The organism is Kitasatospora sp. NPDC059146 (assembly GCF_042786665.1).
Taxonomy (GTDB): Bacteria; Actinomycetota; Actinomycetes; order Streptomycetales; family Streptomycetaceae; genus Kitasatospora.
The window spans coordinates 81,925-101,307 of the sequence record NZ_JBHZCY010000013.1 but is presented as its reverse complement, the minus strand read 5'-3'; the positions used below and the strand labels follow the sequence as shown (position 1 = coordinate 101,307).

Sequence of the window (19,383 nt, the reverse complement as noted above, 5' to 3'; positions counted from 1 at the left end):
CACCCACGGCCGCACCCGCACCCACCCCCAGGACGCCGACAGGACGGCCGCACCGATGACCCCCGCACCGCCCCCCGCACCCGCGCCCGCTCCCGCACCGGGTGCCGGAGCCGGAGCCCCGTCCGCCGCCCTCGACGCCCACCTGCGGGTCGACCGGGCCGCGTTCGCCCTCGACCTGGCGCTCACCGCCGCCCCCGGCGAGGTGATCGCCCTGCTCGGCCCGAACGGCGCCGGCAAGTCGACCGCGCTGCGCGCCCTCGCCGGCCTGCTCCCGCTCACCGGCGGCCACCTGCGCCTGGACGGCCACGTCCTGGAGGAACCGGCCCGGCGCCTGCACACCCCCGCCGAGCAGCGGCCGGTCGGCGTGGTGTTCCAGGACTACCTGCTGTTCCCGCACCTGAGCGCGCTCGACAACGTCGCCTTCGGTCCGCGCTGCCAGGGCCGCCCCAAGCGCGAGGCCAGGGCCGAGGCGGCGGCCTGGCTGGAGCGGATGGGCCTGACGGACCACGCCTCGGTGCGCCCCGGCCGGCTCTCCGGCGGCCAGGCCCAGCGGGTGGCGCTGGCCCGGGCCCTGGCCGTCCGCCCCCGGCTGCTCCTGCTGGACGAGCCGCTGGCCGCCCTGGACGCCCGCACCCGGCTCGACGTGCGGTCCCAACTGCGCCGCCACCTGGCCGAGTTCGAGGCCGTGGCGGTGCTGGTGACGCACGACCCGCTGGACGCGATGGTGCTGGCCGACCGGCTGGTGGTGATCGAGGACGGCCGCGAGGTGCAGTCCGGCAGCCCGGCGGAGGTCGCCCGGCGTCCGCGCACCGACTACATCGCCCGCCTGGTCGGCCTCAACCTGTACCAGGGACGGGCCGAGGGCACCTCGGTCACCCTCCCGGACGGCACCGTCCTGACCAGCGCCGAGGAGCTGTCCGGACCGGCCTTCGTGGCCTTCCCGCCCTCCGCCGTCACCCTCTACCGGGAGCGGCCGCAGTCCAGCGCCCGCAACCTGTGGCAGGCCGAGGTCACCGGCCTGGACCTGCACGGCGACCAGGTGCGCGCCGAACTCTCCGGCGCCCTGCCGATGGCCGCCGACCTCACCCCGGCCGCCGTCGCCGAACTGGGGCTGGCCCCGGGGACACCGGTCTGGGCCTCGGTCAAGGCCGCCCAGACCCACGCCTACCCGGCCTGACCCGGCCTGACCCGACCCTGCCCCGAGGCGCGCTCCACCGCGCCGGGCCGCCCCGCCGGGCGGCGCTACTCCGACGGCTCGACGAACCCCGACTCGTACGCGGCGATCACCGCCTGGGTACGGTCCCGCGCGCCGAGCTTCGCCAGCACGCTGCTGACGTGCGTCTTCACCGTCTGCACCCCGAGCACCAACTGCTCGGCGATCTCCCCGTTGCTGAGTCCGCGCGCCATCATCCGCAGCACCTCGGCCTCGCGCCCGGTCAGCGCCGCGCGGTCCATGGCGGCGCGGGCGGCGGGGTTGCCGTGCCCGGCGGCCAGTCGCCGGATCGCGGCCGGGAAGAGCAGCGACTCGCCGGCCGCCGCCAGCCGTACCGCGTGGACGATCTCGGCCGGGCGGCTGCGCTTGAGCAGGAAGCCGTCCGCGCCCGCGCGCAGCGCCTGGTAGACGTAGTCGTCGTTCTCGAAGGTGGTGACGACCAGGATCCGCGGCGGCAACTCCCCCGGCGGGCCGGGGCGCAGCAGTTCGCGGGTGGCCGCCAGGCCGTCCATGACGGGCATCCGGACGTCCATCAGCACCACCCGCGGGCGCAGCGCGCGGGCCAGGACCACCGCCTCCGCGCCGTCGCCCGCCTCCCCGACGACCCGCAGGTCGCCCTGGGCCTCCAGGACCGCCCGCAGCCCGGCCCGGACCAGTCCCTCGTCGTCGGCGAGCAGGACGTCGGTCATCCCCGCCGCACCGGCAGCCGCACCAGCACCGGCACCAGTACCGGCTCCGACTCCGGCACCGGCACCGACGCCTCCGCCCGCAAGATCGTTCGTCACGAGCCCAAGCGTAGGGGCAGCCGGACGTCGAGCACCCACTCCGCTCCCCCCTCGCCGCCCGCCCCGACCGTGGCCTCCCCGCCGAGCAGGGTGGCCCGCTCCCGGATGCCGCGCAGCCCCTTGCCGCCCTTGCGCGAGCCGACCCGGCCGGGCCCGCCCCGGCCCGGCGCCGCCAGCCGGTTGGCGCAGCGCAGCTCCAAGCGCCCGTCCCGGACGGCGATCCGGACGCCGACGGGCTCACCGGGTGCGTACTTGAGCGCGTTGGTGACGCCCTCCTGGACGATCCGGTAGGACTCGCGCGAGAGCACCCCGGGCAGCACGCCGGGCGGCACGTCGATCCGCGCGTCGACCGGACTGCCCGCCGCGCGGGCGGTGTCGAACAGCGCGGACAGCTGGTCGATGCCCGGCTGCTCGGTGGCCGTCCCGTGCCCGGCCGTCCCCTGCCCGGCCACGCCGCTCCCCGCCGTACCGCGGCCCGCCGTACCGCCGCCCGCCGGTGTCTCGCGCAGCAGTACCAGGGTGCGTTCGAGGTCCTCCATCGCCCGCCGACCGGTCTCCTCGATGACTTCCAGCGCCTTGGCGACGAAGGCCGGGTCCCCGACCTCGCGCGCCGCGCCCGCCTGGAGGACCGTCACCGTCAGGGCGTGGCCGATGGAGTCGTGCAGCTCGCGGGCCAGCCGGTTGCGCTCCAGCAGCCGCTCGGCCCGCAGTTCGGCCTCGGCCAGCCGCTCCGCCGGAGACGGCCCCAAAAGCCTTTCGGCCATGGCCAGTTGGAGGCGGCCGGCGCCGATGACCAGCCAACCGTAGCCGAGCACCACCAGCGGCGCGGACAGCAGGTACCGGGCGGCGCCCGGACCGGTCAGCAGGCCGTACGCACCGGTGAGCCCGAAGACCGTCACGAAGCCGATCGCCGAGCCGAGCGCCACCCGGCCGATCAGCCAGCCGGCCATCCGCCGCCGGTCGGCCCAGTTGCCGGAGGGCTCGACCCCGATGTCCTCCTCGCGGTCGGGCACCAGCAGCAGCCGGGCCTGCACGCCCTCGGCCCGCCGCGCCGCCGGGACGAGCGCGATCAGCGCCAGCAGCACCACGTCCGTCGCCGTGCCCTGCAGCACGATCGCGCCGAGGCTCTTGTGGTAGGTCCCCGGGTAGACCAGCAGGACGACGCCCGCGAAGATCCACCCGACCAGCAGGTGCAACAGCCGGGCGTACGTGACGCCGGCCACCAGCGGGGCGAGGATCGCGGTCGCTCCGTCCCTGAACCGGGACGCGGTCGTTCGTGGCATCCGGCCATCCTGCCAGCCCGGCGGCCGTCCCGACTCCCCCGCGGGGCCGCCGCGCCCCTCCCTCCCGGGAGGGAGGCGGATCCCCGCCGCGGCGGGATCCGCCCGGACCACCCCTCCGGTCGAATGGAACCACCGTCCGGGGAGAGCGACGGTGAGCACCTGCGAGGAGGGAGACGGCCGTGATCGAGATCCAGGGCCTGACCAAGGAGTACGACGGACGACGGGTCGTCGACGAGTTGTCCTTCGAGGTCCGGCCCGGCGTGGTGACCGGCTTCCTCGGCCCGAACGGCGCCGGGAAGAGCACCACCATGCGGTTGATCCTCGGCCTGGACCGCCCCACCGCCGGGCGCGCCCTGGTCGGCGGCCGCCCGTACGCCGAACTCGCCCAGCCACTGCGGCAGGTGGGCGCGCTGCTGGACGCCCAGGCGCTGCACGGCGGCCGCACGGCGCAGGGCCACCTGCGCTGGCTCGCCGCGAGCAACGGCCTGTCGGAGCGACGGGTCGGCGAGGTGCTCGCCCAGGTCGGGCTGGCCGAGGCCGCGCGGCGGCGGGTCCGGGGCTTCTCGCTCGGCATGCGCCAGCGCCTCGGGGTGGCCGCCGCGCTGCTCGGCGATCCGCCGGTGCTGCTGCTGGACGAGCCGGTCAACGGCCTGGACCCGGAGGGCATCCGCTGGATCCGCACCCTGCTGCGCGACCTGGCCGCCGAGGGCCGGGCGGTGCTGGTCTCCTCCCACCTGATGACCGAAATGGCGCTCACCGCCGACCACTTGGTGGTGATCGGGCGCGGCCGGCTGCTCGCGGACGCCGCCACCGCCGAGTTCATCGACCGCCACGGCCGGCCCCGGATCCGGGTGCGGGCCGTCGACCCGACCAAGCTGGCCGCCCTGTTCGGCACCGGCGACCATGGCCTCGACGCGACCGAAGTCGCCGACGGGGCCTGGGAGGTGACCGGCGCCGAGCCCGAGCGGATCGCGGCGCTCGCCGCCGCCAACGGCGTGGTGCTGTACGAGATCGCGGTCCAACAGGACTCCCTGGAGGAGGCGTTCATGCGGATGACCGCCGACAGCGTCGAGTACCGCGCGGAGGCCTCCGCATGAACCTCACCGCCCTGCGCGCCGAGCGGATCAAGCTCACCACCCTCCGCTCGCTCTGGCTCCCGCCGCTGATCGCCGTCCTGCTCACCGCCGGTGTCACCACGGCCGTCGGCGCGGCGCTCGGCGACGCCGACCACAACATCACCGACGACCCGGGCGTCGGCATCTTCTACGGGCTCAACTTCGGCCAGGCCGCGCTGGTCTCCTTCGGAGTCCTGCTGATGGGCCAGGAGTTCAACACCCGGATGCTCGACGTCTCGCTCGCCGCCGTCCCCCGACGCGGCCGACTGTACGGCGCCAAGCTGGCGTTGGGCGCCCTGGTCGGCCTCGGCGTGGGCGCGGTCGGCACCGCGGGCGCCTTCGCCGGGTACGCGGCCACCGTCCCCGCCGAGTGGCACGGACCGGGCTTCGCCCGCGCGGCCACAGCCGGAGTGCTCTACCCGGCGCTGCTGGCGGTGCTCTGCCTCGGGGTGACCGCTCAACTCGGCAACCTCACAGCCGCGTTGGGCCTGCTGACCCCGACCGTCTTCCTGCTCTCGCCCCTGCTCTCCGGGGTGCCGGGGGTACGGAACGTCGTCCAGTTCCTGCCCGACCGGGCCGGCCAGTACGCGCTGCGCTACGCCGACGACCCGCAGACCGGGTACGGGCACTGGACCGGGCTGATCGTCATGGCGCTCTGGACGGCCCTGGCGGCGTACGGCGGACTGCGGGCCCTGCAACGCACCGGCCGCTGAACCGGGCACCGGCCGCGAAACCGCGTACCGGCCGCGGAACCGGCACCGCCCCGAGTACCCCTGGACGAAAGAGAGACGGCGATGGCCTTCGGCAACGCCCTACGGGCCGAACGCATCAAGTTCACGACCCTGCCCTCGCAGTGGGCGGCACCGCTCACCGCCCTGGCACTGACCGTCGGCATCACCGCGGCCGTCGGCGCCAGCGAGGGCCCCCCGGCGCCGGGCTCCGGCAAGGACCCGGCCGACATGATCTACTTCGGGCTGCTGTTCGGCCACGTCGCCGTGGCCTGCCTCGGAATCCTGCTGATCGGGCAGGAGTTCAACACCCGGATGCTCGGCACCTCGCTCACGGCGGTGCCCCGACGCGGCCGGCTGTACGGCGCCAAGCTCGCGCTCGGCGCCGGGCTGGGCCTGCTGCTCGGCCTGGTCTCGACGACCAGTTGCTTCCTCTCCGTCCGCGCCACCGCGGACCTGGACCTGTCGACCCCGGGCCTGACCCGCAGCTTCGTGGCGGGGGTGCTCTACCACCCGCTGATGGTGCTGCTCTGCCTCGGACTGACCGCGATGCTGGGCAACTTCAGCGCCGCGCTCGGCCTGCTCACCCCGATGGTGTTCCTCGGCACCACCTGGCTGGGCGCGATCCCCGGCGTCCGCGAGGTCGGACAGTTCCTGCCCGACCGGGGCGGCCTGTACGCGATGCGCACCCGGACCGAACCCGGCATCCACTACGGACACTGGACCGGACTGCTGATCATGGCGCTCTGGACGGCCGCGGCCGTCTACGGCGGGCTACGGGCGATGCGGCGGCACCAGGCCTCGGGCGGGTGACCGCCGAGAGCCGACCCGTGACAGCTGACGAGTGACAGCTGACAAGTGACAGAAAACAGATGACAGATAACAGCGAACAGATTTCGAAGTCTGTTCGCTGTTATCTGTTTTCTGTCATCTGTTCGCCGTCGCCTGTTCCCGGTCAGCCGCCCGCCGAACCATCACCCCGCCGAACCGCCACCCCGCCACCCCGTCACCCCGTCACCCCGCGCCCGGGCGGGTCAGCCCGGCGTACGCCTTGGACAGGGTCGTGGTGATGCTGCCGACCTCGAAGGAGTGGCCGTCCACGCCGGACACCGGCTGCACCTCGTAGGCCGTGCCGGTGAGGAAGACCTCGTCGGCGCCCGGCAGTTCCTCGGGCTGGATGTGCCTCTCGTGGACGGGGATCCCCAGCTCCCGGGCGAGGGCCAGGACGGTCTGCCGGGTGATGCCGTCGAGGAAGGTGTCCGCGGTCGGCGTGTGCAGGGCCCCGTCGATCACCAGGAAGAGGTTGGCCCCGGTGGCCTCCGCCAGGTACCCGCGGTGGTCCAGGAGCAGGGCGTCGTCGCATCCGGCCGCCTCCGCCTCGTCGCGGGCGAGGGTGCAGATGTTGTACAGCGACGCCGCCTTCGCCCGTACCGGCGCGGTGTCGGGGGACGGCCGCCGCCACCGGGACGTGCGCAGCCGGATGCCGCGGCTCTGCGCGTCGCCGGAGAACACGTGCGGCCACTCCCAGGCGGCGATCGCGACGTGGACGGACGTCCCCGCCCCGGACACGCTGATCTGCTCGCTGCCCCGCCAGGCCACCGGCCTGACGTACCCGTCGACGATCCCCTGGTGCCGGATGGTCTCCTGCATCGCGGCGTCGAGTTCCGCAGGGGTGAAGGGGATACGGAAGTTCAGCTCCCCCGCCGAGGTGTGGAGGCGCTCGAAGTGCTCGGCGGACTTGAACGGCCGCCCGTCGTACACGCGGATGCCCTCGAAGATGCCGCCGCCGTAGTGCAGGCCATGGGAGAGGACGTGCAGTTGGGCGTCGCGCCACGGCACGAACGCCCCGTCCAGCCAGATCACGCCGTCGCGGTCGTCGAACGGAACGGTGGTCACGCCTGCCCCTCGTGGTCGGTGTCGTCGGTGTCGACGGTGTCGTCGGTGTCGACGGTGTCATCGGTGTAGTCGATGCGGATGGACTGTTCCAGGAACCGGTGGAACTCCTCGGCCTCGGCGGTGTCCGCGTGGCGGGACAGCACGAACGCCGGGTAGCCGGTGAAATCCGGGTAGGGCCGCACGACGTCCCCGGGGAAGAGCATCTGCACGACGTGGTCGACCCTGGGGTCGTCGCGCAGTTCGGCCAGGCCGTGGATCGCGGTGATCCGTCCGGAACCGCCGCAGGGGACGATGTAGTTGGCCGCGGCCGCCACGGGTGTCGGCGACGGGCCGGAGCCCAGGGGTTCGGTGGCGGTGCCGGCGGCGATCCGCAGTGCCTGGGCGGCGAAGTCGATGCCGGTCACCCCGGAGGCGATGTAGTGGGACACACCGGAGCCCCCGATCCGGGCTCCCATCTCCAGCAGGTACGGCGTCTCGCCGCCGCGCAGGCGCAGTTCCGTGTGGGTGGGCCCGTCGGTGATGCCGAGGGCCCGGTGCGCGGCGACCACCTCGCGCCGGACGGACTCCTGCACGGCGTCGGGCAGGGCGGCCGGTGCCCGGTAGACGCCCTCCTCGAAGTGCGGCCCCTGGGGGTCGCCCTTGTAGCCGATGGCCAGGACCCGCACGTCTCCGCCGTGGGCGAGGGACTCGACGGCGAACTCGGGGCCGTCCAGGTACTCCTCGACCACCAGGCCGTCCGTGCGGCCGAGCTTGTTCGCGGAGGTCTGCCACACCTCGTCCACGACGCTCTTGAGGCTCTGCGGGGTCTCCGCCTTGGTGACGCCGAGGCTGGAGAAGCCGTGGGCGGGCTTCACCACGACGGGGAAGGCCAGGCGCGCCGCCTTCTCCCAGTCGGCCGGGTCGTCCAGCCGGACGAAGCCCGGCACGTTGAGGCCGGCAGCGGCCAGACGCTCCCTCATGACGCGCTTGTCCTGCGCGCCGAGCGCCGCGTCGCGGCCGATTCCGGGGAGTCCGAGCAGCTCGGCGGCTTCGGCGACGAACGGCACGGCGGGGTCGTAGAGGGTGACGACGCCCTGGAAGGCGTTCGCCTCGTGCCGTCGCCGCAGGGCGTCCAGTGCACCGGCCGGGTCGCCTTCGACGTCCAGCCGCAGGAGGTCGACCACGGCCGGCGGCAACTGGTCCGCGGACACCGCTTCGTCGGGCCGGGGCACCAGCACGAGGTCGATCCCGGCCCGTTGGGCGCTCTCGAAGACCCAGGGGAGCGAGGTGCGCTGGTAGACCAGTACGAGGGTGGGCCTGGGGCTGTCCGCTGTCATCACGGGGTCCTTTGCGGTCACGAGGCCTTCTGCCGCCACGAGGTGTTCTGCCGTCACGAGGTCCTTCGCCGTCACGATGTCCCCTGCCGGGCGGGCACTTCGGTCCCCTGCCCGGTGTGCGTCCCGTCCGGGGCCGCGGCGGCTGCGGGGGCCGCCTCCGCCGCAGGGTCCACCTCGACCACCTCGACCGCCTCGGCCGTGGCGCGCCCGGCCGGGCGGGCACCGCCGATGGTGAGCCACACGCCGCCCCCGCACAGCAGGAGCAGCAGGATCACGAGCGGTCCGGGCGCGGCCTCCCGGCCCAGGGCCCACTCCCCCAGGCGCACCAGGAACGGCACCACGAGCGCGAGCGCGGAGGTGAACAACGGCCCCTTGCGCAGGATGAGTTCGTGCGAGATGAGGAAGACCGGGGCGGTGAGGACCGCGCCGAGGACCGCGATGCCGCCCCAGTCGGCCGGGGAGACACCGCCGAGCGGGACGAACAGGGCGACCGCCAGCCCCAGCATGACCGTGCCCGCCCCGGTGACGGCGGGCAGGGCCGCGACCGGGGTCAGGTCCGCCATCCGCCGCCGGTAGACGTAGCCGTACACCGCGTACGTGAAGGTGCCGCCGAGCGCCAGCAGGCTCCCGCCCGCGAGGGCGCCGCCGCCCGCCCCTGAGCCCGCACCGGCGGCCGCGGAGCCGTCGGCGAGGGCGTACCCGCAGGCCGCGACGACGGCCAGCACCGTGCCCAGGACCTTGCGCGGCGAGGAGGGCTCGCGGAAGGCGGCGACCCCGATCACGAAGGTGATGCAGGGCAGCAGGGAGACGATCAGGCCGACCCGGGAGGCTCCGATGAAGCCGGTCCCGAGCAGCGTTCCGGAGTAGTACGCGAAGAAGCCGAGGAAGGCCAGGAGCACGACGGTTCCGCGGCGGGCGGTCGCGGCCCGGACGTCGGACCGCGACCGCGGGTACAGCAGGGCGATGACGGTGATGACCACGAAGCTGGCCGCCGTCCGCCCGGCCGCCACCGCCAGTGGGGGAACGCCGTCGACCAGCCGCCCGGCGAGCAGCCAGCCGGCGGCCAGCAGGGCGATCATCAGTGCCGAGAGGGCGGGCACCACGAGGCGTCCGCCCCGGCGGGGGCGCAGGGGCGCGCCCGTCACCATTCCGCCCGCTCGAACTCCAAGGCAGGCATCCGGTCCAGCCCCTGCTTGGCGCGCAGCAGGACCCGCTGGTCCTCGGTGAAGGCGTACCGCTGCCGTGCCCCACCGGCACCGGTACCAGCAGCGGCAGCACCACCGGCACCAGCCGCGACGGACTCGGGCTCGGGAAGGTACCTGCGGACCAGCTCCTTGGCCGCCGAGCGGTACTCGTCGTCGGTAGTGACGGCGGCCTCCAACTCCTCGACCGTGGCGACGAATTCCCGCAGCGCGTCGAGGGCCTTGGCCCGGTCGAAGTGCAGCAGTCCGCCGTCGTCCGGGGAGCCGGTCAGCGCACCGTGCTCGCGCAGCCAGGAGTAGATGAACACCCCGGTGCCGGAGTCGAAGTTGCGGGTGGCGTCGTCCGCCTGCGGGTAGCGGAAGACCCGCTCCAGCAGGATCATGTCGACCTGTTCGGCCGCGAACGGGACGACACCGCTGTCCGCGCAGGCCAGCACGGTCTTGGCGTCGACCTTGATCTCCTCCAGCAGGCCGACGAACCAGTTCATCTTCAGCGAGATGTGCTGGTCGAACGGCCAGAGGCCCTGGTAGTGCATCGAGTCGTGCAGGTAGCCCCAGATGGCGCGGGCCTCGAAGCACACGTCGGCGTCCAGGCCCGTGGACGCGCGGGGCAGGGACTCCGGGGTCAGGACGGCCTCCGCGCCGCGGAGCGCGTAGGTCTCGTGGATCTTCCGCATCTTGTTGTAGAAGAACATGGCGTACGGCTGCTCGGTGATCTTGTCGTGAGCGGCCACGTTCTCCGGGAAGAACACCAGGCAGTTGCCCTGCCGGAAGCCCGCGCTGCCGGTGATCAGGATGAGCGACTGACAGTTGTTCTTGGGATGCGGGTACGACCCGGCCAGCTCCGGCAGCGCGGCGGGCTCCTTGCGCAGCGCGAAGAAGCAGTCCAGCCGCTTGCCCACGGGCGGCGCGCTGTTGGTGCTCTGCAGCGGTGCGAGGAAGAAGACGGCCGAACCGTCCTCGGGCACCCGCAGGGCGTCCCGCGAGCGGGCGAAGTGCGGCTTGGTGTCGAGGCCGGCCGCGAGCCAGCCGTCGACGTCGGCGGCCAGCGCGGCCGCCTGGTCGTCCTGTCCGCGCCGCGCGTACCAGGCGCAGGCCTCGTCGCGGATGCGGCCGAGCAGCGCGCGGTCCTCCGCGGTCGCGTCGGGGACGGTGCCGTCGTCCGCCTGACGCGCCCGGAAGCGGTCGACCTCCGGGATGAGGGAGCCGGCCAGTTCGTCGGCGTCGGCGAGCAGGTTCGCGGGGACGGGTGCGGTCGCGGTGGTCACAGGGCCGCTCCCACCGGGATCCGCCGCTCGTCCCCGGCACCGACCGCCAGCACCTGATGGACCGTGAACACCATGGGTACGGGGCCGAAGTCCCGCACCACGCGCAGCCCTTGGTCCTCGGCCGCGACGATGGTGGTGATGCAGCCCTCGACGCGGCCCTCGGCGCACTCGATGGCCGCCCGGGAGTTGCTCAGGACCTCCCGGATCTCCGTGCCGTCGGGCACGAGACCCGTCGGCGCCGGGTGCGAGGCGACGGTGGCGGGCGCGTCGACCCCGTTGGTGGCGAGCACCATGTTGTGCGTCGGCATGATGAAGCTGTCGACCATGTGCAGGCGGTGCAGGTTCCCGAACACCAGGGTGTGCAGCGCCGGGTAGACCGCGCAGGCGACCAACGCGTGCCGTCCGTCGTCCGGTACGGCGTCGAGCGCGGACTCGATGGACGAGTGCAGCTCCACCGTCCCCCGGACTCCCCGGCGGCGCAGCCACTCGTGGGACGCTGCTTGCAGATTGGTGCCGCTCGGACCGAGCGTGTGCAGGTGCCGGACCTCGTCGACGTCCGCCCCGTTTTGGGCATGCCTCATCGGCTCCCCCTCCCCCAAAGAAAGAACACGGCGACCGTACCGGGTGGTTCCGGAAGGCCTCCGCTAGGAGAACATGCCCGCTGAAAGTGATCAAGTGACTGCAGATGTGATCTCGGATGGCGGGCTCGCGCTGCCCGCTCCCGGCCACCGCCGACCGGACGGCCCGCGACCGGGACTCCCCGTGCCGCGCAACCGCCGTTCTCCCGCGTGCCGTTGTGGTCCAAGTGGGCGTCAGCCGACCCGCAGGCCCAACGCCAGGGTCAGTTCGAGGACCCGGTCCGGTGACGCGAGATCCGGGAACAGCTCCCGCAGCTGCGACATCCGGTACCGGACCGTCTGAGGATGGACGAACAGCACCGCCGCCACCTCGTCCCGCCTGCCCTGGTGCAGCAGCCACGCCCGCAGCGTCTCCTCCAACCGCCGTGCGGTCGCGGCGGGCAGGGGCCGCAACGGCGCGAGGGCCCGGGCACGCAGGTCCGCGAACGCGTCCGCGTCGGCGCTCAGCACCAGTTCGGGCAGGTGGTCCTCGGTGTCGCGGATGTCGGCGGAGAGGGAGCGCGCGCGCACGGCTCGGGCGTACGAGGCGGACGCACGGATCCAGGGCCGGGCCGGGCCGACCACGGCGGTGCGGTCGGCCAACTGCCGCAGGAGGTGCGACCGGTCGGCGTCGGGGACGAGCAGCACACCGGTGGCATCGGGCAGATCGTCGAGGACGAGGGTGCCCGGGTCGAGCGTGCGGTAGGCGGGCCGGGCCTGTGCGGCGGGCAGCAGGACCGCGGTCAGCGAACCCGGAGGCTGCCACCCGGCCCGTTGAACGGCGGCCAGCAGCACGTCCGGGCTCGCGCCGGCGAGGAGGTCGCGGGCCAGGTGTTCCAGGTGGCGCTCCTGGGCCCGGCCCCGGGCGGCCAGTTCGTCGGCATGGCCCGCGGCGCTCGCGGCGGAGAGCTCGTCGATGTAGGCGAAGGTCAGTTCGGCGAACTTGGCGACCTCGGCGGCGGGCAGACCCGCGGGTACGGCACCCGCCGCCAGGCACCGCCAGGCCACCCGGGCGCCGACGCGGTAGGCGCTGAGCAGGGCGTCCATCGAACGGCCGTCGCGCACCTCGCCGCGGCCCAGCTCGTAGGCCGCGTCACCGGCGTCGCCGCCCGTGGCGTTCCCGCTCGCGAGGTCCAGGTAGTGCCCCAGGGCGGTGCGGACGGCCCGGCGGATGGTGCCGCCCATGCGGCCCGAGAGGGCGTTGGCGTACGGAGGGACCTCGTCGATGATCGCCTGGACGACCTCGTCGGCGGTGGCCGTCAGCGCGGCCCGGAGCGCGGCGACCGTCGTCCCGTCCAGGGCCAGCTCGCTGGCCCTCCGGATGGCATGGCTCACGTTCTTGTTCCCTACGAACAATTCTACCGGCCAGATTTACGTCCTGCGGTCAGGACTTTACGCCCTCGGGCGCAGCAAGCTGGAGTCATGACGAGTGCAGCCCTCCGCAGCAGGGCCTGGAAACTGCTGGAGATGGTCACGACGCCACTGCTGCCGTCGGACTACCTCGACCTGGTCAGCCCGCTGCGTGCGGGCGCCGACCTGCGGGGGCGCATCGAGGCCGTGCACCCCGAGACGGGTGACGCCGCGACCGTCGTGATCAGGCCGGGCCGGGGCTGGCGCGGCCACACGGCCGGTCAGTACGTGCGGATCGGGGTCGACGTCGACGGGAGGCGCCTGTGGCGCGCCTACTCCGTCACCTCACCGACGAACCGCCGGGACGGCCGCATCACGATCACCGTGAAGGCGATCCCGGACGGCAAGGTCAGCAACCACCTGGTCCGTGGGGTGGCACCGGGCACGCTGGTCCAGCTCGACCAGCCGACCGGTGACTTCGTCCTGCCGCCCACCAGGCCCGCCAAGGTGCTCTACCTGACGGCCGGCAGCGGCATCACGCCCGTGATGGGCATGCTGCGCGACATCGAGTTGGACGACGTCGTCATGGTCCACTGCGCGCCGCGGCCGCAGGACGTGATCTTCCGCGACGAACTGCACGGCCTGGTCGCGGACGGGAAGCTGCGCCTCACCGAGGTGCACACCGCCACGGACGGCACACTCGACATCGCCCGTCTCGGTGAGCTCGTGCCCGACTGGGCCGAGCGCGAGACATGGGCCTGCGGCCCCGCGGGCCTGCTCGACGCCGCGGAGCGGCACTGGAGCGAGCAGGGCGTCCGGGAGCGCCTGCACACCGAACGCTTCCGCCCCCGCGTCGCCGTCTCCGGCAACGATGACGGTGGCAGTGGCGGTGGCGGTGGCGAGGTCACGTTCAGCACCACCGGCAGGACCGTCGAGGCGGACGGCGCCACGCCGCTGCTGGACGTCGGCGAGGAGGCCGGTGTGCTCATGCCCTCCGGGTGCCGCATGGGCATCTGCTTCGGCTGCGTCACGCCGCTCAAGGCGGGCGCCGTCCGCGACCTGCGCACCGGCGAGATCACCGAGGCCGAGCCGGGCGTCCTCATCCAGACCTGCGTGTCCGCCGCGGCGGGCCCCTGCGACATCGAACGGTAGACGCACCTTGACCGCCATCGACCCCACCGCCCACCTGACCGCGGAGCAGATCGAGGAGCTCGGCCGCGAGCTGGACGCGATCCGCGACGAGGTGATCGCCGACCGCGGCGAGAAGGACGCCGCCTACATCCGCAAGGTCATCTCGACGCAGCGCAAGCTCGAACTGGCCAGCAGGGGCGTGCTGCTGTTCTCGATCTTCCCGCCCGCGTGGGTGCTGGGCACCGCCGGCCTGTCGGTGGCGAAGATCATGGACAACATGGAGATCGGCCACAACGTCCTGCACGGCCAGTGGGACTGGATGCGGGACCCGAAGATCCACTCCACCACCTGGGAGTGGGACCACGTCTCGCCGTCCGACCAGTGGAAGCACTCGCACAACGAGCTGCACCACACGTACACCAACGTGATCGGCAAGGACAACGACCTCGGCTACGGCATCATGCGCGTCGACGAGGACCAGAAGTGGCACCCGTTCCACCTCGGCCAGCCGCTGTGGAACCTCGTCAACGCCTGCTTCTTCGAGTACGGCATCGCGGCGTACGACCTGGAGCTCGGCAAGAACCTGCGCAAGGACCGCCGCAGGAACCCGGAGTTCCGCGCGCGGGCCAGGGCCGTGGGCCGCAAGATCCGCAAGCAGGTGCTCAAGGACTACGTGATCCACCCGCTGCTGTCGGGCCCGTCGTTCCTCACCACGCTCGCCGCCACGTTCACCGCGAACCTGGTCCGCAACATCTGGACCCACTCGGTGATCATGTGCGGGCACTTCCCCGAGGGCGTACAGGTCTTCGAGCGGCAGTCGATCAACGGCGAGACGCGCGGCCAGTGGTACCTGCGCCAGATGATGGGCTCGGCGAACATCAGCGGCAGCAGGGCCATGCACTTCATGAGCGGCAACCTGTCCCACCAGATCGAGCACCACCTGTTCCCCGACCTGCCGAGCAACCGGTACGCCGAGGTCGCGGTGAAGGTGCGCGCCCTGTTCGAGAAGTACGAGCTGGAGTACGTCACCGGGCCGCTGCCCAAGCAGGTGTTCTCCGCGTGGCGCAAGGTCTTCCGGCTCTCGCTGCCGAACCGGAAGCCCAAGGCCAGGACGCCGGACCGCGGGAAGGAACTCGTCACGGCCTGATCCCGGTACCGGTTCCCCGGATTCGGTGCCCCGAGCTCGGTTCCCCGGATTCGTCTCCCGGGCTCGGTGCCCCGGACTCGGTACCCCGGGTGACGACATCCCGTGGCGGGGTCAGCGTGCCGCGTTCACGGGCGCCGAAGGCGCAGGGTGGGGCAGTAGCGCTCGCCGCCTTCGAAAACGACGGTCGGCCCGGGGGCGATCTCCGTGAAGCCCGCGTCCCGGACCACCGGCAGTTCGCTGCGGACCAGTTCCTCCCACGCCCCCGGCTCCGCCGTGCGGACGGCGAGCGCGAAGCCCGACTCCGCCCACTCCTTGCGCTGCGCCTCGTCCAGCCGCCACCAGGCGAGCTGCGCCGCGTGGCCGGTCTGGGCCATGGTCTTGCCCGCGCTCATCTCCAGCTCCGGGTTGACCCACAGCACCGGCAGCCCCGGCGCGGGCGCGCCGACCTCGGCGGTCTCCTCCAGCTCCGTACCGGAGACCTGCAACTTCGCGAGGTCCTTCGGCCAGCCGTCCAGCGGGACCGGCGGGAACACCCGCACCTCGGCCTCCCGCCCCCGCACCGTGATGCCGGGCAGTTCCCCGGCCCGGCGCCACTCCCCGCCCCGGGCCCGCCGGACCACCTTGCGGATCCGGGCGTCCTCCCAGGCCGCGACCCGCTCCGCCCACTCCCCGTCCACCTCGGTCACCCGGGGGTCGGCGAGCAGGGTCAGCACCGCCCGCGCCGAGGTCTCCAGCGCGTCCGTGCGCCCGGGCGGCGTGGCCTTCTCCAGTCGGACCAGCAGCGGCAGCACGTACTGCGGCCGCGCGTCGCGGTCCTCGGGGTCGGGAACGGCGCCGGGGGCGGGAGCGGGGGCCGGGTCATCGAACGGAGAAGTCACCCGTCCAGCATGCCAGCCCCGCCACCACCGCCCCGGCCCGCCCCCGTGCCCTCGGGGCGCGCCCCGAGCCGGCCGACCGGCCGGATTCAGCGCAGTCGCTGCCGCAGTTCGTCCACCGCCGTCCGGATCCCGGCGCTGTAGGCGTCCTCCGGCAGGGCGTCCAGGCTCCGGACCGCCCGTTCCAGCTGTTCGCGCGCGAGGTCGGGCTCCCCGAGCTTGAGGTGGTCGGAGGCCAGGTTGAGGTGCAGCGACGGATAGAAGGCCCGTACCTGGAGCGCGGAGTCGTAGGTCCGGGCGCGCTCGGCGGTCAGCGAGTCGGCGGCCGCGAGGGCCCGCCGGTCCCACTCCAGTTCGGCCCGGGGATCGTCCTGGAGGTCGGCCAGATAGTGCGCCAGGACGCAGCGGTGGAAGACGTCCCGCTCGCCCAGTTCCTCCCAGAGGGCCTCGAAGCTGGCCCGCGCCTCGGCGGTCCGCCCGCGCTGCGCCGCCCGCACGCCGTCCAGTCCGAGCGCGATCCGGCCGAGCGCCGACTCGTCCGGACCCGACTCCGCCGAGGACGCACCGCGCACACCGGACACCCCAAACACATCAGACACATCAGACACATCGGACATGCCCGCAGCCTAGGGCCGGTCCGACGCATCCCGCCCGGCAAGGTCCGCCGGACAGGCCCGGCCGCCCGCTCAGCGCCGGTAGCCGCGCTGCGGGTCCCGCTCCTCGGCGTCCTCGTACATCAGGAACCAGCCCTCGGGGTGCGTCGCGGCCAGCAGCAGTTCGGTGCGCTGCTCCGCGCCGAGCTCCGGGTCGCCGTCGTCCGGCCCGAAGACGCCGAACAGTTCGTCGTGGCAGCCGTCCCAGTCGTAGTCGTACAGGTCGGCGGGCAGGTCGCCCATCATGTCGGCCACCGACTCGGGCTGGGAGCCCAGCAGCGTCCGGGCGTCCACCAGGGCCATCCGCAGCGCGATCTCATCGGCGAGGCAGCGCGGCAGCGGCCATTCGCCGAGCGCGAGGTCGTCGGCCAGGTCGTCGAAGGCCCGCGCCATGGTGCGCCGCCAGTTCCGGTGGAGCCGCCAAGTGCGCTGCGGCAGCCGGGCGAAGACCGTCCAGTCGACGTCCTCGCCGTCGACCACCGGGTCGTCCCCGTGCTCGTCGAGGTCGTCGTAGGCGGCATCGGCCAGGCCGAGCAGCTGGGCGTGCAGCAGGCAGGCGGTGCGCGGGGTGAGGGTCCAGTCGGCGCCCGCGCCGCCTTCCTCGTCCTCGCCGTCCAGCGGGAACAGTTCGGCGAAGTCCGGGGTGAAGTCCTCGGTGACGCTGATCTCCAGCGTGCCGCCGATCGCCTCGACCCCGGGAATGGCGGCCACCAGCCGGTCCGGGTGGAGCAGCGCGCCGAGCGCCGCGTTGGCGTCCTCGGCCACCTCGCGCAGCAGTTCACGGCGCTGGCCGGCCGGGTCGACGCCGTCGAAGTCCAACTCCTCGACGGCCCTGATCGCGGCCGCGCGCAGCGCCGGCCAGTCATTGATCCGCAGGCCCAGCACCACCGTCGCCTCGATCTCCGGCGCGCCGGAGTACTCTGCCGCGCCCGGCCCCTGCGGATGATCGCTTCGCTCGCCCATGGGGCTACGGTACGGCTTTTCGGCCGCCCGATCACCGGTCCGTACCAGCTTCCGGAGAGCTTCTCGGCCACCGCCCGGCCGCGCCTCTGTCACCCGGACGCACGACACCGGCAGGATGGCCCCCATGGCTGACATCAACGAGTACGGCGGCGGGCAGGGCCCGAACGCCGACGTCATGGTCGTGACCACCAACGACATCCCCGGCTTCCGGGTCGACCACGTGATCGGCGAGGTCTTCGGGCTGACCGTGCGCAGCCGCCACATCGGCAGCCAGATCGGTGCCGGGCTCAAGTCGCTGATCGGCGGCGAGCTGCGGGGTCTGACGAAGACCCTGGTCGAGAGCCGCAACGAGGCGATGCAGCGGCTGATCGAGCAGACCAAGGCGCGCGGCGGCAACGCCGTCCTGATGATGCGCTTCGACGTGACGGAGGCGGCGGACGTCGGCACCGAGGTCTGCGCGTACGGTACCGCCGCGGTGATCTCGCCGATCGGCTGAGGCCCAGCACCTCACCACGGACCTGGCCGCCCCACGCCGCCCCCGCGCTGCGCGGGAACAGCCACCGCCACCCCGATGTTTCACGTGCGTGACTGTTTACGGTGCAACAGGTGCAACAGGTGCAACAGGGGCGACAGGGGCGACGGACGAAACCGGCGCGCGGCGCGTGGACGTCCTGGTGGTGGGTGCCGGACAGGCCGGACTGTCCGCCGCCTACCACCTCGGCCGCCGCGGCTTCGCCCCCTACCGGGCGGGAGTCGACGGCGGCTTCGTCGTGCTCGACGCCAACCCCGCCCCGGGCGGCGCCTGGGCCCACCGCTCGCCGTCCCTGCGGATGGCCACCGTGCACGGCTTCCACGACCTCCCGGACGCCGAGCTCCCGGCACCCGACCCGGAGGCCCGCGCGCGGGAGGTCGTGCCGGGGTACTTCACGGCGTACGAGAACCGGCACGCGCTCCCGGTCGTGCGCCCGGTCGCGGGGCGCGCCGTACGCGCCGAGTCCGAGCGCCCCGACTCCCGGCTGCTGGTCGAGACCGACCGCGGCACCTGGTCCACCCGCGCGCTGATCAACGCCACCGGCACCTGGACCCGCCCGTTCCTCCCCCACTACCCCGGCCACTTCGCGGGCCGTCAGCTGCACTACGCCGAGTACCGCGGCCCCGAGGAGTTCGCGGGCCGGCGCGTCCTGGTGGTGGGCGGCGGCGCCTCGGCGATCCAGGTGCTGTCCGAGGTGGCCGCGGTCGGCGAGACGGTCTGGGTCACCCGTTCCGAACCCGTCTTCCACGAGGGCCCGTTCACCCCCGAGTACGGGCGCGCGGTGGTCGCCAAGGTCGAGGAGCGGGTCCGCCAGGGCCTGCCGGTGCGCAGCGTGGTGAGCGTGACCGGCCTCGGCCCGTCCGTCGCCTACCGCCGCGCCGAGGAGCTGGGGGCGCTGCACCGCCGCCCGATGTTCGACCGGCTCACCGAGCACGGAGTCGCCTGGGGCGACCAGGAGTTGGCAGTGGACGCGATCGTCTGGGCGACCGGTTTCCGCCCCGAGGTCGGCCACCTCGCCCCGCTCGGCCTGCGCTCCCCCGGCGGCGGCATCGCGCTCACCGGCACCCGCGCCACCGCCGACCCGCGCGTCCACCTGGTCGGCTACGGGCCGTCCGCCAGCACCATCGGCGCCAACCGGGCGTGCCGCGCCGCCGTCAACGACCTGGTCGAGCTGCTCGGGGACCCGACCGGGCGGGCCGGTCGGGTCGGCCTGGACGATCGGGTCGGGGCGGCCGGCGCGGCCGGGGCGGCCGAGCGCGAGCCCGTACCCGCCCCCGTTCCCGCCGCCGTCCCCGCCTGACGGCCCCGG

General features: G+C 73.6%; 19 protein-coding genes. 8 read left to right on the top strand and 11 right to left on the bottom strand.

Going from position 1 to position 19,383, the window contains the following annotated elements:
• The first annotated feature begins 55 nt into the window (after positions 1–55).
• The gene (locus ACFXPX_RS08620) at positions 56–1,177 is read left to right on the top strand and encodes an ABC transporter ATP-binding protein (RefSeq protein ID WP_380593351.1); all 1,122 of its coding nucleotides are present in this window, start codon (positions 56–58) and stop codon (positions 1,175–1,177) included.
• Between the two features lie 65 nt (positions 1,178–1,242).
• On the opposite strand, the gene ACFXPX_RS08615 is transcribed toward ACFXPX_RS08620, so the two are convergent.
• Together ACFXPX_RS08615 and ACFXPX_RS08610 are read right to left on the bottom strand one after the other, a co-directional pair.
• On the bottom strand, positions 1,243–1,902 hold the full coding sequence (locus tag ACFXPX_RS08615; protein ID WP_375890584.1) for a response regulator: 660 nt from the start codon (positions 1,900–1,902) through the stop codon (positions 1,243–1,245).
• Between the two features lie 92 nt (positions 1,903–1,994).
• Positions 1,995–3,281 (bottom strand): sensor histidine kinase, encoded by a 1,287-nt coding sequence (locus ACFXPX_RS08610; protein WP_380640181.1) that lies wholly within the window; start codon positions 3,279–3,281, stop codon positions 1,995–1,997.
• Between the two features lie 179 nt (positions 3,282–3,460).
• On the opposite strand from ACFXPX_RS08610, the gene ACFXPX_RS08605 reads away from it, so the two are divergent.
• The 3 genes from ACFXPX_RS08605 to ACFXPX_RS08595 all read left to right on the top strand — a co-directional run bounded on the left by ACFXPX_RS08605 (position 3,461) and on the right by ACFXPX_RS08595 (position 5,937).
• On the top strand, positions 3,461–4,378 hold the full coding sequence (locus ACFXPX_RS08605; RefSeq protein ID WP_375890588.1) for an ABC transporter ATP-binding protein: 918 nt from the start codon (positions 3,461–3,463) through the stop codon (positions 4,376–4,378).
• Positions 4,375–5,109, top strand: a complete 735-nt coding sequence (locus ACFXPX_RS08600; protein ID WP_380640179.1) for an ABC transporter permease — start codon at positions 4,375–4,377, stop codon at positions 5,107–5,109. The genes ACFXPX_RS08605 and ACFXPX_RS08600 overlap by 4 nt, the downstream gene beginning before the upstream one ends.
• An 81-nt stretch (positions 5,110–5,190) precedes the next feature.
• Positions 5,191–5,937, top strand: a complete 747-nt coding sequence (locus tag ACFXPX_RS08595; protein ID WP_380640177.1) for a hypothetical protein — start codon at positions 5,191–5,193, stop codon at positions 5,935–5,937.
• A 201-nt stretch (positions 5,938–6,138) separates the two neighbouring features.
• Here ACFXPX_RS08595 and ACFXPX_RS08590 read toward each other — a convergent pair whose 3' ends face one another.
• The 6 genes from ACFXPX_RS08590 to ACFXPX_RS08565 all read right to left on the bottom strand — a co-directional run bounded on the left by ACFXPX_RS08590 (position 6,139) and on the right by ACFXPX_RS08565 (position 12,758).
• Positions 6,139–7,020: a branched-chain amino acid aminotransferase gene (locus ACFXPX_RS08590; protein ID WP_375890593.1), complete on the bottom strand. Its 882-nt coding sequence runs from the start codon at positions 7,018–7,020 to the stop codon at positions 6,139–6,141.
• Positions 7,017–8,336 (bottom strand): ATP-grasp domain-containing protein, encoded by a 1,320-nt coding sequence (locus ACFXPX_RS08585; protein ID WP_380640175.1) that lies wholly within the window; start codon positions 8,334–8,336, stop codon positions 7,017–7,019. The genes ACFXPX_RS08590 and ACFXPX_RS08585 overlap by 4 nt, the downstream gene beginning before the upstream one ends.
• Positions 8,337–8,407: 71 nt before the next feature.
• The gene (locus tag ACFXPX_RS08580; protein WP_380640173.1) at positions 8,408–9,436 is read right to left on the bottom strand and encodes a DMT family transporter; all 1,029 of its coding nucleotides are present in this window, start codon (positions 9,434–9,436) and stop codon (positions 8,408–8,410) included.
• Between the two features lie 41 nt (positions 9,437–9,477).
• Complete coding sequence (locus ACFXPX_RS08575) at positions 9,478–10,806, bottom strand: DUF6421 family protein (protein ID WP_375890599.1); 1,329 nt, start codon at positions 10,804–10,806, stop codon at positions 9,478–9,480.
• Entirely contained in the window at positions 10,803–11,387 is a 585-nt protein-coding gene (locus ACFXPX_RS08570) for a bacilysin biosynthesis protein BacA (protein ID WP_375890601.1), read from the bottom strand. Before ACFXPX_RS08570 ends, ACFXPX_RS08575 begins: the two co-directional genes overlap by 4 nt.
• A gap of 231 nt (positions 11,388–11,618) precedes the next feature.
• Positions 11,619–12,758: a PucR family transcriptional regulator gene (locus ACFXPX_RS08565; protein ID WP_375890603.1), complete on the bottom strand. Its 1,140-nt coding sequence runs from the start codon at positions 12,756–12,758 to the stop codon at positions 11,619–11,621.
• Positions 12,759–12,845: 87 nt separating this feature from the next.
• On the opposite strand from ACFXPX_RS08565, the gene ACFXPX_RS08560 reads away from it, so the two are divergent.
• Positions 12,846–13,925 (top strand): ferredoxin reductase, encoded by a 1,080-nt coding sequence (locus tag ACFXPX_RS08560; RefSeq protein WP_380640171.1) that lies wholly within the window; start codon positions 12,846–12,848, stop codon positions 13,923–13,925.
• Positions 13,926–13,932: 7 nt separating this feature from the next.
• Positions 13,933–15,051 (top strand): fatty acid desaturase family protein, encoded by a 1,119-nt coding sequence (locus ACFXPX_RS08555; protein ID WP_380640169.1) that lies wholly within the window; start codon positions 13,933–13,935, stop codon positions 15,049–15,051.
• Positions 15,052–15,176: 125 nt separating this feature from the next.
• Here ACFXPX_RS08555 and ACFXPX_RS08550 read toward each other — a convergent pair whose 3' ends face one another.
• The 3 genes from ACFXPX_RS08550 to ACFXPX_RS08540 form a co-directional block, all read right to left on the bottom strand.
• Positions 15,177–15,929, bottom strand: coding sequence for a peptidyl-tRNA hydrolase (locus ACFXPX_RS08550; RefSeq protein WP_380640167.1), 753 nt, complete (start codon positions 15,927–15,929; stop codon positions 15,177–15,179).
• Between the two features lie 86 nt (positions 15,930–16,015).
• On the bottom strand, positions 16,016–16,525 hold the full coding sequence (locus ACFXPX_RS08545; protein WP_380520962.1) for a hypothetical protein: 510 nt from the start codon (positions 16,523–16,525) through the stop codon (positions 16,016–16,018).
• Between the two features lie 87 nt (positions 16,526–16,612).
• On the bottom strand, positions 16,613–17,542 hold the full coding sequence (locus ACFXPX_RS08540; RefSeq protein ID WP_380520961.1) for a hypothetical protein: 930 nt from the start codon (positions 17,540–17,542) through the stop codon (positions 16,613–16,615).
• 124 nt (positions 17,543–17,666) lie between these two features.
• On the opposite strand from ACFXPX_RS08540, the gene ACFXPX_RS08535 reads away from it, so the two are divergent.
• A complete protein-coding gene (locus ACFXPX_RS08535) occupies positions 17,667–18,038 on the top strand; it encodes a YbjQ family protein (RefSeq protein ID WP_375890615.1) in 372 nt (123 codons plus the stop codon).
• 178 nt (positions 18,039–18,216) lie between these two features.
• Positions 18,217–19,374, top strand: a complete 1,158-nt coding sequence (locus tag ACFXPX_RS08530; RefSeq protein WP_380640165.1) for an NAD(P)-binding domain-containing protein — start codon at positions 18,217–18,219, stop codon at positions 19,372–19,374.
• The last annotated feature ends 9 nt before the right edge of the window (positions 19,375–19,383 follow it).

What these genes read in the sequence shown, in the direction of transcription:
- ACFXPX_RS08620 (WP_380593351.1), top strand. Translation starts at nt 56, where the DNA reads ATGACCCCCGCACCGCCCCCCGCACCCGCGCCCGCTCCCGCACCGGGT.
- ACFXPX_RS08615 (WP_375890584.1), bottom strand. Translation starts at nt 1,902, where the DNA reads ATGACCGACGTCCTGCTCGCCGACGACGAGGGACTGGTCCGGGCCGGG.
- ACFXPX_RS08610 (WP_380640181.1), bottom strand. Translation starts at nt 3,281, where the DNA reads ATGCCACGAACGACCGCGTCCCGGTTCAGGGACGGAGCGACCGCGATC.
- ACFXPX_RS08600 (WP_380640179.1), top strand. Translation starts at nt 4,375, where the DNA reads ATGAACCTCACCGCCCTGCGCGCCGAGCGGATCAAGCTCACCACCCTC.
- ACFXPX_RS08595 (WP_380640177.1), top strand. Translation starts at nt 5,191, where the DNA reads ATGGCCTTCGGCAACGCCCTACGGGCCGAACGCATCAAGTTCACGACC.
- ACFXPX_RS08585 (WP_380640175.1), bottom strand. Translation starts at nt 8,336, where the DNA reads ATGACAGCGGACAGCCCCAGGCCCACCCTCGTACTGGTCTACCAGCGC.
- ACFXPX_RS08570 (WP_375890601.1), bottom strand. Translation starts at nt 11,387, where the DNA reads ATGAGGCATGCCCAAAACGGGGCGGACGTCGACGAGGTCCGGCACCTG.
- ACFXPX_RS08560 (WP_380640171.1), top strand. Translation starts at nt 12,846, where the DNA reads ATGACGAGTGCAGCCCTCCGCAGCAGGGCCTGGAAACTGCTGGAGATG.
- ACFXPX_RS08540 (WP_380520961.1), bottom strand. Translation starts at nt 17,542, where the DNA reads ATGGGCGAGCGAAGCGATCATCCGCAGGGGCCGGGCGCGGCAGAGTAC.
- ACFXPX_RS08535 (WP_375890615.1), top strand. Translation starts at nt 17,667, where the DNA reads ATGGCTGACATCAACGAGTACGGCGGCGGGCAGGGCCCGAACGCCGAC.